Here is a 19,749-nt window from a genome sequence, read left to right on the forward strand (position 1 = left end):
CTCCTACTGCTTCTTCGGAATTTCAATAACTAATTGGTAAGTATCATCATCATCTTTTTCATGAGTTGTAATGGTAAAGCCATTATCAGTAGCTAGCTTAATAGACTTCTTAATGGTGTTTAAGGCTAACCGGGCATCACTAGCCATAGCTGACTGTTTTCCTGCAACACCCTTCTTTTTACGCTTACTAGTCTTCTTTTTCTTTGGAGTCGCCTTCTTTGGACTTTCAACTACTTCTTCATTAACTGGTTCCGTAGTTGGCACCCCTTCAAGATCAGCTAATTCTTGCCGTTTCTTCTCGGCCCGTTGCTTAGCTAGTTCTGACGGTAATGGTCGCCCAAGAGTCCGAGCAACTTCATCTTCAGTCTGGCGAACTGTCAGCCGTTCATTAACGACTCGCATTAACATTTCTCGTTGTTGTTTTTCATCCAGATCCAGCATTGCCCGACCATGCCGTTCAGAAATCCGGTGATCGAGAATTGCTGTTTGGACCGGTTTAATCAGCTTCAGTAAACGGAGCTTGTTAGCAACAAAGGACTGACTCTTCCCCATCCCCTTTGCTAACGCTGCTTGTGTCAGGTGGTTCAAGTCCATTAGTCGACGGTAAGCCTGCGCCTCTTCAACGGAACTTAATTGTGATCGTTGCAGATTTTCAATCAATGCTAATGAGGCAGTCTCTTTATCGCTCATCTTTTCAACAATTGCTGGAACGGTATCCCAGTTTAATAATTTCACTGCACGATACCGCCGTTCACCGGCAATAATTTCATATTTTGCTGACTCATATTCACGAACAACGATTGGTTGTAGCAACCCGTGTTCATCAATTGTTTGCGCTAATTCACGGATTGCATCTTGATCAAAGACTTTCCGTGGCTGATACCGGTTTGGGATGATTTGATCAACCTTAATCTCAACAACCTTATTCTTTGTATCGCCAGAGTGATCCTTACCGATACCGAATAATGAAAACGCCATATTCTCTCTCCCTCACTTTTATTGAATTGGTTTCTTATTTGGCAATCCAGGACGTCGTGGAAACTTCTTGGGAGTAGCTGCAACCTTATCAATAACAACAATATTCCGTTCTTCATCAGTTTCCGGCAATTCCAATTTAACCGTCTTTCGAATTTGCCCGCCAAGCTTCTTGATTGCTGTTCCGCCTTGTTGAATTTCTTCTGGAGCGGCACTTGCTTTGTAGGCAATAAATTCACCACCAACTTTTACTGCTGGCAAACATAATTCACTCAGAACCGCTAACCGCGCAACCGCCCGTGCCGTGACAATGTCGTATTGTTCACGATGATCGCTTCTTTTATCACTAAAAGTTTCAGCGCGATCGTGAACAAGGGTGACATTAGATAACCCTAGTTGAGCTACTAATTCTTGTAAAAAGATAATCCGCTTATTTAGTGAATCCACTATCGTAACCTTTAGCTGTGGAAAAGCAATCTTTAATGGAATCGATGGGAAGCCAGCACCAGCACCAATGTCACAAAGTGTTAATTCATCAGTCATTAACTTTGACTCTGCAAATGCTCCGCTGATAGAATCAAAAAAGTGCTTAAGGTAGACTTCCTTCTTCTCAGTAATTCGTGTTAAGTTAACATGCTCGTTAGTTGCGACTAGTAAGTCGTAATACTCAGCAAACTGCTTCATTTGCGCGCTACTAAGGTTAATTCCCCGTTCCGCAAGCGCCTGCTGAAATTGTTCTGGATTCATTTTAACTTCTCCTTTCGTGAAACAATATTGTTTCACGTCTTTTACTACTGTAACTTAATTACTAGGTTTTTTCAAGGGGAAAATAGAGTGCGAGCCGTGACGAACTAGCAACTGAGCACTAGGAAATCCCGGACGATGATTGTTTTACAATCAAGGACGGGATAGCTAAGCGGAAGTTGCGGTCACGGCGAACACGTTTAGACTCAGCCACAGCAGTTCCTCGTTCACCACATCCATCAACTCTACCCAAAGAAAAAAGGCCAACATTTTACTGCCAGCCTTTCGCCCCTGCCAAGGATCACCATTCTATAATTTTTCTTAAACTGACGCAATTGCCCCGCTCTCTAGTCGCCTTTCTACATAATTCACGATATAATAATTATAGTTGTATGTATTCGCTTCCAAGTAAATTGAAAGGGGCTTATATAATGGTAGAATCTGTTAAAATTGGTCATTCTGATGTTGTCGCAAACCCGCTTGGTCTGGGCACTAACGCGGTTGGTGGGTATAACCTTTTCCCCGATCTCAAAGATGAAGATGGGATCAAATTGGTTAAGGCTGCTCTTGATAACGGGATCAACCTCTTAGATACGGCCTATGTTTATGGTCTTGGTCACTCAGAAGAATTAGTTGGTCAAGCAATTAAGGGCTACGATCGTCATAAAATTGTCATTGCCACTAAGGGCGCCCATGATTTTTCTACTGGGGAAGAAGTGATCAATAACGATCCAAAATTTTTAACCGACCAAGTAAACAAGAGTCTTAAAAGATTAGGAACGGATTACATTGATATTTACTACATTCACTTCCCTGATCATGACACGCCAAAAGCTGAAGCCGTGGGTGCCCTGCAAAAGCTGCGAGAAGAAGGAAAAATTCGGGCGATTGGTATTTCTAACTTTAGCCTAGACCAGATCAAGGAAGCTAATGCGGATGGTTACGTTGATGTCGTTGAAGACGAATTTAGCCTCCTTCACCAGGATCATCTGACAGAGGGAATGCTCGATTACCTGCATGATAATCAAATCAGCTTTGTTCCGTACTTCCCATTAGCTTCAGGATTATTAACGGGTAAATATGTTAAGGATGTTAGTTTCCCTGAAGATGATATTCGGAGTCAAATCGCTGACTTTAAAGAACCACGATACAGCAGCATTCTTGATGCCGTTGATAAAGTTCGTGACATTGCGGATGCTCATCACGCTACCGTTGCTCAGACCATTTTAGCTTGGTACTTAAAGAATCCGCTCATCTCTGTTGTGATTCCTGGCGCCAAGAAGGCCAAGCAAGTTATCGCTAACGCTAAGGCAATGGACATTACCTTAACGGATGATGAGTACCAGACCATTGAATTAGCTTTCAACCACTTTAAAAATACCAAGAGCGGTAAATCACTAAAAGATCCAGACTAATAAATAATTGGTAATAGTTAGAGGTCGAGAAAAGACAAAACGTTTTTCTCGACCTCTATTCTGTTTACTGACTTATTATTCTTCTTTTTGGCCAAATCCTAGCATCGCTAAAAAGCTCTTGCCAAGGACGCCTGATTGCTTTTTCGGTTGATGGTTATTGGTTCGACGACTAGCACTCCGCGAATGGCTTGCCATGGTTTGCTTCCGCGATGAAGGATGCATTTCAGCACGTGATGGCTGCTGTTCTTTTTTTCTTTGTACCTGGGGACCGTTCCATTCAACCTTAGGCTGTTTTGCGTTATTTTGCTCTTCTTCGGAAGTTGCAAAGATTGGCTTCACCTTTTCACCATCAATCTTTGGTGGACGTGGTGGTTGTGGCCGAGCAACCTGACTTTCTTGCGATTGTGCTACCGTAGATTCGTTTGTCTCAATACTTTCTTGCTCGTTTTGCGTTTCACTTACTGAGCTTCGGTATGCTTCACGGGTTAGCGATTGCTCAACATTCGTTGTTTCAATTTCGCTATTATTAGATGCCAGTGAAAGTGAGTTAGCATCTAACTCCTGTTGAAGCTTGGACAATTCTTGATTCAATGCCATCAAAGAGTCAAGAGGACTTTCCGTGTTTTCAGAATTCATTTCTGAACTTTGGACTTCTTCCTCTTCTAAACTTTCTGATGTTTGAGTACTAGCTGACGAAAAATCCTGAGCTAATGTTAAGGACTGCTTCAAATCATCACGGGTTAATGTAATTGCTTGTGACCCCAAATCAGTAGCAGATGAATCTGGCACCTTACTTTGAACCGTAATTTGTGGTGCTGATTCAGCATTCGTTAATGAATTACTTGCTATTGATACTGAATCATCCCCATTTTCTTGTTCAGTATCAGTATGGATGTCAAATACCGGTTGCTTGCTAACAAGCGCTTGCTTACCGGATGTTTCTAGATTTTCTTCATCTGTTCCTACTTGATCAGTTTGACCACTTTTGATCGAAAAAACGAGGCGCTTTGCTGAAGAACCCTCCTCAGTATTAGCTGTTTTTTTGACATTATTAATATCAAACGAAATCTTTGCTTTGGCATTGCTTCCTGAATCGTTATTGCTCACAGTGATTAACCTCCCCATAAACTTCCAATATATTTTATCACTCTTTACAGGCTTAAAAGGAATCTCCAGAAAATTCTTAAACATCCTTTATGATTCAAAAAGCTCCATTCAGAAATTCATCAAACTTCTAAATAGAGCTTCTTCAGTTAAATCTTTAATTTAAGGTTAGAACTTTTTCTCATTATCATGACGCTTCATCAAAGCGCCTAAACTAAGCGCACTTAATAGACTAGCAAATCCTAATCCAATTAAGCCAGTCTTTTGTTCATTACCCGTTTGCGGTAATGCCTTAGTTGTCGACTTCGATAAAACTGGACTAACCGTTGCAGCCGGTTGACTAACTTGTTCCTTAGTTACCTGAACTGAATTAGTCGGTTGAACTGCTTGGCTTGACGTTGCTGGTTCATTTGGTAATTCTGGTTGAACAGGTTCGGTTGGTGTTACTGGTTCAACTGGAATTACTGGCTTTTCAGGAGCTGTCGGTTGGGCTGGTACTGTCGGTTGCTCAGGCTGCGTTGGCTGTGTAGGAGTAGTTGGTTGTTGACTCTTAGTATAGATCACCGTAATTACCACATCACCGCTATTAGCAGAAACTGTTTGTTCAGCAACCTGTGATTGATCTGGTGTTGCTCCAGCGATAACTGGAGATTGAACTGCCTTAAATTCAGCACTAGCCGGTGCCCATGCATTCCAGGTCGTCTCCCCTGTTGTCAGATTCTTCGTTCCAGTTCGGGTAAAGACTTCACTAGCAACATAATCTTCATGAGCCTTAGTTCCGTCACTGTAAACGTAGTGAATTGTTTCCGTGACGGTCTTACTGTCTAAAACCTTTTCTGTCGTTGGTGTTACTGGTTCGTCCTTTGCGTAGGTTACGGTAACTTCAATATTGTTAGAGTCACTCTTAATCCCGTCAAATGCCTTAACTTGGTTGCCTTTAAGGGCATTCTGAGCATCACTCGTTACTGCTGAAACTACATGGTAACCATTAACTTGTGGGTTAGCGACACTTGCAAAGCTACCTGTGTCAGTAGTATCACCATTAAGGTGCCAGCCGCTAATGTGATCAAGTTTTGAGTCAACCAAATCACGATAACTACCATCGTTTGCCACAAATGTTAAGCGTGCTTGATGAGCAGAAAGTGCGGTTGGCGTGCCAACATAGTGGATTGTTTCGGTAATGATCTTGTTAACAACTGGACCATGATCATGCTTGAAATGCAACGTAAATACTTGGTTAGTATTGTCGTCATCATCAAAATTGCCAAAGACCGTTGACCAATCAGTATTATCGGAAATCTTTACCTGGTTATTACTAGTTGCCAACAGAAGCAATAGCAAGGCAGTCTTATTAAGATTTTCAGTTCCGCTGGTCATATTTTCTAGAAGGTAGTGTTTATTCTCTAGTTCCTTAATTGAACTAGCAACATCCCCAAACTTAATTGGCGTGCCACTGAGACCGGTAGCTGTAACTGAATTATCAATTGCCATACCTTGTTCATCATCGTCAACGAGATTCAAGATAGCGGTTTGCTTAGTCGCATTCTTGGTGTAGTAAACGTTGATTGGAGTAAGAGTTACATTCCCCTGATCCTTCAAACTAGTCGTATCAACCTTTGGTGCGGCAACAGTAGTCTTGTCTGCCGTATAACCATCAATTGTAGGTGAATCAACATCAGTCAGTCCATCCTTGGTTGCCCAACCATCTTGATTCCATTGTGTTTGGTTGCTTACAAGATCCTTAGTTCCTGTCCGGGTATAGGCAACCGTCTTGGTATATTGAGGAGCTGCTACCTTATTTGTATCTTTATAAAGATAGTTAATCGTCTCAGTTACTTGGGCGTTTTCCGTTACTGATTGTGTCTGGTGCTTCAAGTAAATTGTAAATGATTGATTCTTGTTCTTGTCCTGATCAAAGTTACCAAAAGCAGTAATCCAATCTTGGCTTAGGTTCTTATCAGGATCCGCGTCATTAACAACTTTAGCTACTGTATATCCTTTACTGCTTAAAGCATTAATAATCTGGGTAACAGTTTGATTCTTAGCGTTCTTAAAGCTAATTGGTGTATCCGAATTACCTTCAACAGAAATGGATTCTTCTGGATTCTTAATTTCATCCCCAGTAGCATTCTCATCGACAAAGTTAAGCGTTGCCTTTTGCTGATCGATACTGTAAGTAACGGTAAAGGTATTTCCTTGATCTGCTCCCTTCTTTAATTCGTTAAGTTTAACCTTAGGAGCTTCAATTTTTGCATAATCAGGCGTGTACCCAGGAATTTTTGGCGAAGGCACATCAACAAATGCCGTACTATCAGTCATCTGCCAACCGCCAGGATTATCTTTGGTTGCACCGTTCCACTTAGTCTTATTCGTTACAAGGTCTTTAGTTCCTGAATGACTATATTTAATCACACATTCATATGGTTTATGAGCCTGTTGTTTACCATCACTATAAACATAATTGATCGTCTCAGATGCTGTTGCATTTTCTGTTACTGGCTGAGTAGCGTGGGTAAAGTGGATGGTAAATGATTGGGTAGTTTGATCATCAGAATCGTAAGTACCGAAGATCGTTGTCCAATCAGTTGAAGATGGATTAGTTACTACACCGCCTTGTGCAAGAACATAATGGTCGTTTTCAAGTCCTTCAACAATCTCGGCAACCGACTTTTCCTCTTGATTTTTAAAGCTAATTTCACTCCCAGCATCGCCTTGTGCAGAAATTGAAGCTGGCATCTTGGTGCTGGAAGGATCATCGTCGTCGACAAAATTAAGCTGAGCTTGTTGAGCGGCATTTGGAACATAAACATAATTGATAACAATATTTTGTGCTCCAGCAGTTCCTGTTGCGTTAGTTGGTATTTCCTGCAAATGATAATTTTGTGGAATTTCAGCTGTACTTAACGGATCTGTACTATAGTCCCTTCCTGATTCTACATTAACATTTACTGAACCTTTAATTGGTGTTGGCGTACCATCCGCATTCTTTTTCAGCCAATTAGTAGTTACTTGAACATAACGATCAACATGAAGTGGCATTACCCCATTATTATCAAACGTGGATCCTTTATGATCACCCGTAAAGAGATTTTGCAGATCATAATCAACCGATTTCTTGCCATCTTGCATTCCACTAACAGTGAATGGGATATAAGCATTAATAACCGCACCATTCGTCAACTTATTAGACTTAAGCAATACCGCACGAACTTTTGACCAGTCAGTGATCTGATCAGCAGTTACAAAATTAGTTAGATCAGCTTCGGTTAGACCGTTTTCTTTTGTAACCGGCGTTAATGAATACAGTAATTCTGAACTACCAGTATTATCACCAATCATGGTTCCCTCGCCAGTCAGGCTAAGAGTGATTGAATCACCGTTTGCAGCAGCTGGTAAATTAATAACGTTATACGAGTAATTTGAAGTTCCGCCATCAGTTAACATATTAGTTAACCGAATCTGACCATTAGAATATGTTGCGTCAGGAACCCCATTTTGATTAGCACTGTAAGTAAAGTTAGTTGATCCAGTTACAAAAGCGTCATGGTAACTAGCTTCATGGTTATTTTTAATCCCACTGTCTGAACCATAACGGGATTGTCCAAGAAAAGTGTAGGTAGCATCAGCATAACCTTGATCCCAATGCCAAGCATTACTTTCTGGCATTACCTCATAGGTTTCCCCACCTAATGTAATTGTTCTAAAATCAGCTCCTTGATTATTATCATGTGGTACTAGTGTTCCCTTTTTTGCTATTTCCATTGTTAATGCAATTCCTTGAGGGTATCCAAAATTATGCCCATATTGATAAGTAGCAGGGCCTTGATCAACATTAATGCCTAACGTAATTGGAACATTATCAGCCTTTTGAACATATACCGGGGTTCCATTGCCGTCATCTCCTGGTGTAAATGATAGATCCAAGCGGTAAACATATTCCCCTGCCGGTCCAATAGCCCCTAAAGCGGTTATCTTTGCCTGAGGAGCAGTTAAGTACTTACCTTTGTACATCACTCCCATATCACTTTCTGAAGCAACATGGAAGCCAACCGGAATCACTAATAGGTATGAACTAGGCCGAGTAAGATCTTCTTTAGAATGAGAAATCTTATAACCAATTTGTCCTGATTTCAATGCAGCCGTACCAGTAGCATTTTTATCATAATTGCCATTAATGAAGCCATAACTTTGGCCAGCAAAGCTCAAATCCAGTTCAATCGGGTCTGGAGCAACAATCTTAATGTCCTTCATATCCGACTTTACAAATCCCTGGTCAGAAGTAACCTTATAACCATATTCAGCATGGTCGTTAACTTTCTTGGTGGTTGCTGCCGATAGGATTGCCCCTTTACTGTTTAGGCTAATATTAACCCCTGATCCAGCTTGAATTTGGTCAAAACTAATATCAATTGCTTTAATATTTGAACCATCACTAGCGTTCGGATCGTTAATTTTTGCATTATAACTATTATTATCACTACCTGGAACAGCAGCAGTATTGAGATTAATCTTTGAACCATTTACTAATGTTGCTGTTACTGTAAAGCCTTTATTTTCGCTAGTGGTTGTTAAGTTAATCGGTCCCCTAAAAATAGTCCCTGGTTCAACATCAAGGTGTAGTTTGACATTAGTTTGTACAATGTTACCGTCATTTTTAAGGTTAAATGACCAACCATCAGGATACTTATACTTATCAGTTTCATCTAATTGGTGTTTTCCGTTAGCCGTCCCATTATCAGTTGCTACCTTTTCAGGTAAATTCATTGTTGGTGTAATTCTAGACCGTTGTTCATCAGTAACTGGTAAATTAATTGCTTGAGTCGTGCCATTAAAGGTATGGACAAGTGCCTCTAACTTCCCATTATTTTCAGTTTGGTATTTAACATCAACCTTAAAATTATTTTGCTCAGCAGATAAGGGTTTCGTATATGTTCCCCAGAAAAGGATCAGGTTGCTATTTAAAAAGCCCTTCCCGTTATCAATACCAATTATTACTGGAGTACCTGCACCATTCGGTTGACTAATCGAAGTAAGTCTTTCATTAGTCAAAGTTTGATCTGTATTTCCATAATCAGTTGGAGAAACGAACCCATAAGCACCATTTGATTCTAATTGAAATCCCTCAGGAACCTGAACAGTAACTGTCCCCTTAAAGTTATCCCCATCATTAGCACCGGTATTAGGAAGGTTAACCGCAATTGCATATTTCTGTCCTTGAACTAAATTACCATGTTGGTTGGGATCAACTGAAACTTTAGAATCCGTAATCACAGCAGGCTGATCAATCGTATAAACTAATTGAGCAATTTTATTACCATTTTTTTCAACATTAACAGCGTACTTATTTCCAGCAGGTAAAAGTGCCCAGTCATTGACTAACGGCTTCAAAATAATATTTAAACTATATGAATTATTAGACTTAGCAGTAAAACTGTAAGTAAATGATTGTCCAGAGTCAACCTTATTTTCAACGACAGATACTCCTACTGAAGGATCACTATCTGCAGAAGCGTCAAAGATTTCTGGAGTAGTTACTGTTACATTATCGCCCGCTTTTGCAATAATGCTAAAAGCTAACGTACGTCGGTCTTGTTGTTGACCATGCGTTAGAGTAACCTCGGTCTGTCCATTATCAGTTATTTGAGCATCGGCAGTCTGAACTAACTTGGCTTGAACCTGCTTGGCATTAACTTGATTAGTGGCAGATTCTTGTACTGCCTTTACATTTACCGCCTGGGTAGCAGAATTATGATCACTAACGGGAGTGGTAGATTGACTAGTTGTTGACCCCCCTCAGTAGAGGTAGCAGTCGTTTGCTTAGTCAGTTGAACAGCGTTCCCAGTTGTAGCAGGTTGATTTTCCCCTGTTGAAGTTACCTGTTGTGATACTGGCTGTTCTTCTGTTGAGGAACTTGCCAAAGTATCAGCCTGTGCCACTTGAGTTCCCATAAAGAAAGTTGTTCCAAGCAGAACAGAAGCCACACCAATCGATAATTTGCGTAAACCAAACCGTTGACATTGATTCATGTTTTTTCTGTTAATATTTTCACATTATTTTTCGATAACATTTCTGATACTCCCTCAAACTATAACTCAATTACTCCATTTTCTTATTATTGTAAATCTCTTAAAGCCAAAACTAAATTAATTAAATCGGTATTTATTAAACTTTTGTTCACAAATACTGAAACAACAATACTAACTCGCCTTATCAGTTGAAAAACATATGAAATATTCTTCCCATGTTCTTCTAAAACTGTTATCCGCATCACTTATTTTTATAAAAAGGGAGTTTTAGCCACAGCCAAAACTCCCTCTAACATTATGAACGTTTATCTAGGATCGTAATTTTACACAGTTATGATTTGCTTTTCCTTTATTGTTAAACAAGTTTCAAGTGAAGTTGGTTATCACCGATCAAGCCCGACTTCTTCATGAAGAAGTAAAGTGCCACTGACATTACAGCTGGAGCAACAACCCCGAGTGCCATGTAAGTTGCGAATTGATCCCATCCCCGAGAAAGGTAAGCGATCGGGGCAATCAATGAGTTCAATCCCAAACCACCAAGCGTGTAAGTTGAGCGGAAGTTAAAGAGCACGGTTGCTAGTGGTGCACAAACCGCTGCGGAAACAACTGATGGTACTAAAAGGTATGGGTTGATCAAGATATTAGGGAACTGAACTTTAGGGGTAACTAATCCTTGAGCAATATTAGCTCCCAGGTTATTTTGACGCCAGGACATTGCGGTAAAGGCAACGAACTGAGCAGTTGTTCCGATTAAAGCAGCCGCAGAAGAAACAGGGTCAAGAGTTAGAGCAACGGCTAGGGCAGCTGAAGAAGCTGGGGTCATTAAGAACAAGGCCCAAACAACAGAGATAACAGCGGAACCAAGTACTGGTGATACTTGCATTGAGTGAGCGATGTAAGCAGAAACGGCTAACAATGCTGGAGTTACTACCGCCGCAACCATTAAGCCAAAGCTAATTCCAACTGCTAAGGCGCCAAATGGTACTAATACCATATCCAATGGTGTTTTCCCGGTGAGGTATTTACCAACAAGCACTGCTACTACCGCTGCCAAAACAGCGGAAACAGGTTGACCAGTTGTAAATACTGGTGCGCCAACTGCAGCAACAGCAGCTTGTCCAGTAGCTGTTGCGCCCTTAACGGCTGTAGTTGTAAAGTGAACAGCATTAGCACCAACAGTAGCTGAAATCATCGAAGCAAAGGTTACCAACGTGTTAGTGTTCATCTGTGAAGCAACCGCAACTCCGATCGCAGGCGCTAAGAGGACTTGGGCTTCTGCACCAACCAAAGTTAATACATGCAGACCAGACAGGTTACCAATCGTCTGTACTAAAAGTCCTCCTCCCAAGATGACTAAAATGGCATTGGCCACCGCCGCAAAAATTCGGTAAGCCGCCTCTTTCACTACTGACGAATTGGCATAAGTTGCATTTGCTTGTCGCGCATTAACTTGAGTATTTTCCATCATTAACGCCTCCTTAAATATTTTTGATGTTGTTGATTCTACATGGAGACGTTAACGAAATCAATAGTTTTTCTAATCATTTTCTAATTTATTTTTAATTTTAATATTAGACCCACAATTTTAGTCACTGAAAACGAATTCACAATTTAAAATAAAAAGCGGAGACTAATTAAAGTCTCCGTGCTTCCGCTGAAGAGATGATTAAGTGACACTGTTATCAAGATCCGTTAGATTGTATTCTGCAGTTCTTCAAAATGGGAGAACTAAACTGAGATTATTATCGTAAGGGCTCTGTAAATATGGCCTTCTAATTAAGTAATTAGCTAAACATGCTTTTCAAGGAAACTAAATTGTTTTCATGTGGAGTGGGGTGTGTTTTTGTTAACTTTTTGCAGATTAATATCAACATACTTTCAAAGTAGTTTATTAATGAGAAGATGTTCGATGAAAATCACTTAATATCTCTTCACACCTTTAGTATATATCCCCCACCCGCAAAGATCAATTTAACCGCGTCGTATCAATGATGAAAGCACTTTTATTAATCAAACATATTCAGGATATTTGTTCTAATACTCATAAATAATAATTCATTTTTGCCCTCTTAGAATCAAAAAAGACCAGAAAAATTTTCTGGTCTTTTTTCTGATTAAGTTAGGTTTCAGTGCAGCATGGCTAAAGAGATCATTCTAGGCAACATAGTAAAAATGTGCTCGTCGTGACCGCAACCTCCGCCTAGCTATCCCGTCCTTGATTGTAAACAATCATCGTCCGGGATTTTCTAGTGCTCGGTTGCTAATCCGTCACGACTCGCACTCTATTTTTTTAACCCATATCCCCAAGCTAATAGAGCAAAGATAATCACTGATAAGATCAACGGAATTCGTGTTGAATCAATGAATAGTAAAATTACCAAGACAGCCAGGAAGAAAATAATCGTTAACCAACTAGTAACGGGGAAACCTGGCATTCTAAAGTAGCTGACCCCTTTGGGATTTCTCTGTCGGTACTCGATATGTGCTGCTAAAATAATGATCCACGTAAAGATAAAGGTAATCGTGGAAATCCCAGCAATCACATCAAAAATTCCGGCTGGCATAATGTAGTTCAAAATTACGGTAATAAAGAGAATCAGTGATGAGAAAGTTAAGGCGTGATTAGGAACCGCCTTTGCACTTAACTCACCAAACCGCTTTGGTGCATTCCCGCTTCGGGCAAGCGAGTACAGTGACCGGCTTGTACTGAAGATTGCACTATTTGTAGCGGACATCGCGGCGGTTAATACCACAAAGTTAATGATTCCGGCCGCACCTGGAATACCAATTGCAGCAAAAACTTGAACAAATGGACTAGATGTCGTCTTAATTTGTGTCCATGGATAAATTACCATCATCGCAATCATTGAACCAATGTAGAACAAACCGATCCGCACTGGTAAAGTGTTGATTGCTTTTGGAATATCCTTTTGTGGATTCTTAGTTTCACCAGCAGTTAAACCAACCATTTCAATTCCAACAAAGGCAAAGACAACCATTTGGAATGACATCAAGAAGCCCATTGGTCCGGTCGGGAAGAAGCCGCCGTGATTAACAAGGTTGCTTAGTTCCACTGTCCGATTTTCAATGTGACTATGCATTAGGAGCATTACCGCACCAATCACGATTAAGACAATGATTGCCAGCACTTTAATCATCGAGAACCAACTTTCTAGCTCCCCAAATAAACCGACATTCACCATGTTAACCAACATCAAAAGAACAACAATTAATAACGGACCAACCCACTGAGGCATTGACGGGAACCAGTATTTTAAGTAAATTCCTGTCGCGGTTAAGTCGGCCATTGCCAACGTTAACCAACAAGCCCAATACATCCACCCGGCAACGAATTCCATTCGGTCACCAAGGTATTCTTTAACTGAATCAATAAACGAGTGCTTAGAAGTATCAGCGAGGATTAATTCCCCCAACGCACGCATCATAAAGAAGCAAAAGATACCGACGATGAGGTACGAAAGGATAATCGCTGGTCCAGCTTGTTGAATCGCCTTCCCTGAACCAAGAAATAGTCCAGTACCAATTGCACCCCCGATGGCAATCATCGTTACGTGTCGACTCTTTAATGAGCGCTTTAACTTCTGTTGTTGCTGTTCGTCCATAATCTGCCTCCTTAAAATTTAACTTCTATCTTTTGCATATATCGCTTTCACAAAAAAAGGACGTCCCTGGCTTTTATACCAGGGACGTCCTTTTAACGCGGTTCCACCCATCTTTATAGCTCAAATTAATGAACTACCTCTCAGTTGATAAAGGAACCACCCATTTCAAACGTACATGCCATTTTGTTAGTCCCGAATTTCAGCTAATATCGGAATCTCTATTCACTAACATTAAAGATTACTCATAATTATAATGATTTTACGTCTAATGTCAAACAATATTTTGAATTTTTATATAATCTTTCGTATTTTGAAAGCCTAATCATAATGATGAGGTTAGGCTTCAATTACTTTTTAAAAGTTTACGGTAGTATAGTTGAGATGCGTTCGCCGTGACCACAACTTCCGTCTAAAAGTTCTACTGTTACACAGTCATAACGTTGGAGTGAACCAGAAATTGATTTATCAATTTCGTCTGTGAACCCACGCAAGGATAAGTAGGCTTTTGACTATCAACTTGTTGATGACAAAAGCCACTTAGCTACTGCGTTCGGCCTAACCTTCCTCAAGAATGTTCCACTATTACATAGTCATAACGTGTTCGCCAGAGACTTGCTAGTGCTAGCAACCTCCTTCCTAGGCGCTAATCGCCTTCGTCAGGAGAAATTGCTAGCTTTCCGCAAGTCCTCTGCTGGCTCACACTCACACATTCAGCACCTTATCCAAGAAATTCTTGGTGTCGGGGTGTTAAGGATGATCGAAGATTTGGTCAGGTGTACCTTGCTCACGAATATCACCATCATGAAAGAAAACAACCCGATCGGCAACTTGTTTAGCAAAGCCCATTTCGTGAGTAACAACAATCATCGTCATCCCCTCACGAGCTAACCGTTTCATAACCTCAAGAACGTCCCCAACCATTTCAGGGTCAAGGGCACTTGTTGGTTCATCAAACAGCATCACATCCGGTTTCATCGCTAACGCACGAGCAATTGCCACCCGTTGTTGCTGCCCACCAGAAAGTTTAGTTGGGTTAGCATCTGCCTTATCACTGAGACCAACAAGATCAAGGTAATGCATTGCCGCCTTCTTTGCTTCGTCCTTACTCATTTTCCCCAGTTCAACTGGAGCTAATGTAATGTTTTGCAAAACATTCATGTTCGGGAAAAGGTTAAAGTGCTGGAAAACCATTCCGATATTTTGGCGAACCTGGTTAATATTTACTTTGGGATCCGCAATGTCATAACCATCAACGTAAACATGACCGCTGTTTGGTTCTTCCAATTTGTTAATGCAGCGTAAAAAGGTACTTTTTCCAGAACCAGAAGGACCAATCATACAAACTACTTCACTCGGCTTAACATTGAGATCAATTCCCTTTAGCACTTCGTTACTGCCGTAGCTCTTGTGTAGGTCCTTAACTTGAACTTTGTAATTTTTATCCATATTAAGCCATCCTCTTTTGTACGTAGTTTGATAACCATGTTAATAGGGTAATGATAATGATGTAGATTACCGCAATGATCGTCCACATTCTGAACCCTTCCATGTTTTGTGAAATAATTACTGTCCCGGTTTGGGTTAATTCCATGACACCAATTGCCGATAAAATTGAAGTATCCTTCAGGGTAATGATGAACTGGTTAACCAATGAAGGCACCATCAACTTGAACCCTTGTGGAGCAATAACCTTAATCAAGGCCTTGCTGTATGGTAATCCTAAGCTTCGAGCGGCTTCCCACTGTCCTTGGCTAACGGATTCGAAGCCACCCTTAACAATGGCCCCAATGTAGGCTCCTTCATCAAGAGTTAATGTCAAAATCCCCGCAAGGAATAGTGGCACCTTGTGACCAATAACGTTTGGAATCCCCATGTAAATAAAGAAGGCCAAAACGATCATTGGAACACCACGGAAAATGTAAATTAACGTACTTGAAACCGCGTTAGCAAATTTATTTTCCACGACACCAAGAACACCAAGGATAATTCCAAAAATCATTGCGAAGATAATCCCGACAACGGTTAACTCAATCGTCATCCATAAACCACGGAGCAATGCATCCTTGTTAGTCTTTAGCAGACCCCAAATTGTGTGATCAGCCGCTGTTGTCTTGGTTGTCCCGTTTCCTTTAGTATACTTATCAATAATCTTATCTAACTGACCAGTATCCTTTAACCATTTGATTCCGTTATTAACCTTCTTTTGCAAAGCAAGGTTCTTGCCTTTTTGGAAACCACCAGCAACAGGTTGTGCATCAATTGGCTTTTTAGTAACAATCTTTAGCGGAACCCCGGTCTTAATCCCATATTCAAGGACTGGCCCATCATCAAAGGTTGCTGCAGTATTACCGTTTTTCACATCGTTCCACATGGTGTTCGATGAGTCGAAGTACCGAATTTTGTAACCATATTTATCCTGATTCTTCTTCAAGTACAATGCAGCACTAGTTCCCGACTTAGCTGAAACGGTTTTGTCTTTCAACTGCTTCATTGACTTAATATTGCTATCCTTGGCAACCGCCATAACGACACCATCAGTGTAGTACGGAGTTGAGAAATCATACTTAGCTTTCCGTTCATCAGTAACACTCATCCCGGCGATAACCGCGTCAACCTGACCTGATTCAAGTGCCTGTAAATCACCGTTAAAGCTCATTGGCTTTAGTTTGTAGTTAAAGTGTTCGTGTTTAGCAATTTTTTTAAGAATTTCAATTTCAATCCCAGGATTCTTCCCAGAATACCCACCCTTGCTATCCTGAATTTCAAAGGGTTCAAACGTGTTGTTCGTTGCAAAGGTATAGGTTGGGTCAGCAGATGCCGGTTGCTGTTCGACGACCACCCACCCAATTACAATTCCAACAATCGCAATAAAGGCAGTGATTAATTTTTTCCAATGATTGCTTTGCATCTATACCGACTCCTCTTTAATCAAATTTTAACGTTGGTAATACATTATCATTCAGACAAAAAGAAGTGAATAGTTTTAAGTGAACCGTGTGTTTATCCAAGATGAAATCGGTTTAAACTAATCTTTTTAAAGGATAATACCCATGATTTGGTTAACTTAATTAAGTATAATTTTTGATGGATGATTTCTGATGAGAAAGTTCTCATTTAAGTAAATGTCATTTTATATTCTTTTATACTTTAAATCTGTTTTTATACTTCTTTATACTTTAAACCTAAAAAGCAGGTCTAATTGGTATTACCACCAGCTAGAACTGCTAATTTTTATCTACTCATTATTTCAAACACCGTTTATAGTATTGCTCAGCTTCCTCATCCGTTAAGTCATACGCTTCTTTCAAATTAGCAATGATATTTTCTTTTGGCAATTGCTGTTTGACAAACAAGCTTGTAACTTGTAAAATCGCTTCTTCTTTTCCTTCCTCTATCCCCTCTTGCCGTGCAACCTTCAATCCATGGCGACGATCCATTTCATATAACGATAAACGCATATATTCCGCCCTCCATTTCTTATTATGTTTGACGAATGTAACTCTTTCTTTTAATTGTACGATGAAATGATCATCACTATCAACTTTACGATTAGCAATCACATCCAAAAACTTTTGTAAAGGCTGATTAACATCTTTCCGCAAGCTCGGAATATTTAAGAAAATTGTTGTTGTCCCATCGTCTGCAATATGTTCTGGACTTTCATCAACATGTCGATGAATGGTATATTGCTGTAAACCTAAACCAAGCGGGTCAAAGCAACAAAAGAAAATCACATATGAATTATTAGCTTCTTGGTAATTTTTTCCTTTTTCGTACGAATCAAGTGATGTCATTGCCTGATAATATCGTGCTCGTTTCAGCAGATCTTTTTCATCTGCAACCTGCATTTCTATGTCATAGCAATTATTTTTTGTATCCCGAGTGAATACATCAAAGCGAACTCCCTTTGCATCTGGAGCAAAATTAATCTCTTCTTGGCTATTTGGTAGTTTGATATGATCAATTTTCAATTCCGGTAAAACACGTTGAATTACTTCCTGACAAATCTTTGGATCAATCATCACCTTACTGAAAACAAAGTCGTTTGATAATCCGGCATCTTCCCATTTCTGAATTAAGTTCATGTTTTCGCCTCCTACTAACTAAAGAACGGAAAAAATGAACTTTTTAACTAAATTCAAAATAAAAACCAGGAGCAACCACCTATTGGAGGTTATTCCTGGTTTAATTATGTTTAAATGTAATTTAGCTTCTAGGCAACATAGTCGAAACGTGTTCAGCCTAAACTTCCTCGAGCTAGTGGTTCTAGGCAACATAGTCAAGATCTGCTCACCGCGACCGCCACCTCCGTCTAACTATCCCGTCCTTGATTGTATACAACCATCGTCCGGGATTCCTTAGTACTCGGTAGCTAGTCCGTCGCGGTTCGCACTCTACTTTTTAAACGGTACCGCGTTTTCTTTGGTGATCTTAGTAACACCATGCATGTATGGAACTAAGACTTCTGGAATAGTAACAGAACCATCTTCGTTTTGGTAGTTCTCCAAAATAGCGGCAACGGTCCGACCAACGGCAAGACCTGAACCATTTAAGGTGTGAACGTATTGCAACTTACCGTTTTCATCCCGGTATTGCGTATGCATCCGGCGAGCTTGGAAGTCCAAACAGTTTGAACAGCTGGATACTTCACGGTACTTGTTTTGAGCAGGCATCCAAAGTTCAAGGTCATGGGTTTCAGAAGCAGTGAAACTCATGTCACTAGTAGTCAAAGTGATGACATGGTATGGCAAACCAATCTTCTTCAAGATGTTTTCAGCATTGGCAGTCATCTTTTCCAATTCATCCCATGAATCTTCTGGTTTCGTGTACTTAACCATTTCCACCTTGTTAAATTGGTGCATCCGGATCAAACCACGAGTATCACGGCCGGCTGCCCCAGCTTCGGAACGGAAGCATGGTGTTAAGGCTGTAACGTAAACTGGCAATTCTTCAGCTGGAATAACATCACCACGGTAGTAGTTAGTCAATGGTACTTCAGCGGTTGGAATCAAGGTCATATCTTCGCCGTTAACCTGGTAAACACCCTTCTTGAACTTTGGGAATTGACCAGTCCCGTACATTGAAGCAGCATTAACAATGTATGGTGGTAATACCTCAGTGTAGCCGTCCTTCATGTGTTCATCGAGCATGAAGTTGTAAACGGCACGTTCGAGCTGGGCACCTAAGCCAAGGTAGTAGACGAACCGGGCACCAGATACTTTCCGTGCACGGTCAAAATCTAAAATACCCAGATTTTCACCGACATCCCAGTGGTGCTTTGGTTCAAAATCAAAGTCACGAATCTTACCAACTTTTCGTAATTCAACTGCCCCTTCTTCAGTTAAGCTTACTGGAACACCATCGTGAGGAATGTTTGGCAGGCGAGACATCTTATCGTGGAATACTTCGTCGTTAGCTTCAACCTGTTCATCAAGCTCCTTGATTTGGTCACCCAGTTCACGAGTTTCCTTGATTGCCTCGTCAGCGGATTCACCATTTCGTTTAGCTTCACCAATCTTCTTTGAGGCTTCATTCCGTTGGGCCTTTAAAGCTTCAGTTTTTTGAAGTAAGTCCCGCCGCTTTTGATCAAGTTCGATTACTTCATCAATTTCTTCAGCCTTAACGCCCCGAGTAGCTAGTTTTTGCTTAAAGAATTCGGGATCTTTACGAATTTTTTTAATATCTAACATTGTATCCTCCTAACAAAAAGAGCCATTCCATCCTCAAAATATTTTGGGACGAAATGGCTCTTAGTTCCGCGGTACCACCCAAGTTTGACATCTAAATGTCACCCTCGCGATGGATAACGGCCATCAACCGTGCGGCATTACCCGCCCACATTTACTTGCACCGGAGTTTCGA

The 19,749-nt window shown here is 40.6% G+C and carries 12 protein-coding genes; 1 reads left to right on the forward strand and 11 read right to left on the reverse strand.

The features are described 5' to 3' along the window. Positions 1–3 precede the first annotated feature (3 nt). Both HUK45_RS05740 and rsmG read right to left on the reverse strand, forming a co-directional pair. On the reverse strand, positions 4–978 hold the full coding sequence (locus HUK45_RS05740) for a nucleoid occlusion protein (RefSeq protein WP_191911508.1): 975 nt from the start codon (positions 976–978) through the stop codon (positions 4–6). 18 nt (positions 979–996) lie between these two features. Then, the gene (gene rsmG / locus HUK45_RS05745; RefSeq protein WP_191911509.1) at positions 997–1,722 is read right to left on the reverse strand and encodes a 16S rRNA (guanine(527)-N(7))-methyltransferase RsmG; all 726 of its coding nucleotides are present in this window, start codon (positions 1,720–1,722) and stop codon (positions 997–999) included. Between the two features lie 428 nt (positions 1,723–2,150). Between rsmG and HUK45_RS05750 the strand changes: the two genes are divergently transcribed. Then, on the forward strand, positions 2,151–3,134 hold the full coding sequence (locus tag HUK45_RS05750; protein ID WP_191911510.1) for an aldo/keto reductase: 984 nt from the start codon (positions 2,151–2,153) through the stop codon (positions 3,132–3,134). A 75-nt stretch (positions 3,135–3,209) separates the two neighbouring features. Here the strand turns inward: HUK45_RS05750 and HUK45_RS05755 are convergent, their stop codons facing one another. The 9 genes from HUK45_RS05755 to serS form a co-directional block, all read right to left on the reverse strand. Continuing rightward, positions 3,210–4,241 (reverse strand): hypothetical protein, encoded by a 1,032-nt coding sequence (locus tag HUK45_RS05755; protein WP_191911511.1) that lies wholly within the window; start codon positions 4,239–4,241, stop codon positions 3,210–3,212. Between the two features lie 165 nt (positions 4,242–4,406). Further along, a complete protein-coding gene (locus tag HUK45_RS05760) occupies positions 4,407–9,626 on the reverse strand; it encodes a mucin-binding protein (protein ID WP_191911512.1) in 5,220 nt (1,739 codons plus the stop codon). 338 nt (positions 9,627–9,964) lie between these two features. Continuing rightward, complete coding sequence (locus HUK45_RS05765; RefSeq protein ID WP_191911513.1) at positions 9,965–10,264, reverse strand: YSIRK-type signal peptide-containing protein; 300 nt, start codon at positions 10,262–10,264, stop codon at positions 9,965–9,967. Positions 10,265–10,619: 355 nt separating this feature from the next. Continuing rightward, positions 10,620–11,732: a PTS transporter subunit IIC gene (locus HUK45_RS05770; protein WP_191911514.1), complete on the reverse strand. Its 1,113-nt coding sequence runs from the start codon at positions 11,730–11,732 to the stop codon at positions 10,620–10,622. Positions 11,733–12,546: 814 nt separating this feature from the next. Continuing rightward, positions 12,547–13,887, reverse strand: coding sequence for an amino acid permease (locus HUK45_RS05775; RefSeq protein WP_191911515.1), 1,341 nt, complete (start codon positions 13,885–13,887; stop codon positions 12,547–12,549). A gap of 747 nt (positions 13,888–14,634) precedes the next feature. Further along, positions 14,635–15,333, reverse strand: coding sequence for an amino acid ABC transporter ATP-binding protein (locus HUK45_RS05780; RefSeq protein WP_191911516.1), 699 nt, complete (start codon positions 15,331–15,333; stop codon positions 14,635–14,637). 1 nt (position 15,334) lies between these two features. Further along, positions 15,335–16,795: an ABC transporter substrate-binding protein/permease gene (locus tag HUK45_RS05785; RefSeq protein WP_191911517.1), complete on the reverse strand. Its 1,461-nt coding sequence runs from the start codon at positions 16,793–16,795 to the stop codon at positions 15,335–15,337. A gap of 334 nt (positions 16,796–17,129) precedes the next feature. After that, the gene (locus HUK45_RS05790; protein ID WP_191911518.1) at positions 17,130–17,972 is read right to left on the reverse strand and encodes an Rpn family recombination-promoting nuclease/putative transposase; all 843 of its coding nucleotides are present in this window, start codon (positions 17,970–17,972) and stop codon (positions 17,130–17,132) included. Positions 17,973–18,281: 309 nt separating this feature from the next. Next, on the reverse strand, positions 18,282–19,577 hold the full coding sequence (gene serS / locus HUK45_RS05795) for a serine--tRNA ligase (RefSeq protein ID WP_191911519.1): 1,296 nt from the start codon (positions 19,575–19,577) through the stop codon (positions 18,282–18,284). Between the last annotated feature and the right edge of the window lie 172 nt (positions 19,578–19,749).

It is taken from the genome of Limosilactobacillus urinaemulieris (genome assembly GCF_014838745.1).
In the GTDB taxonomy this organism is placed as follows: Bacteria; Bacillota; Bacilli; order Lactobacillales; family Lactobacillaceae; genus Limosilactobacillus; species Limosilactobacillus urinaemulieris.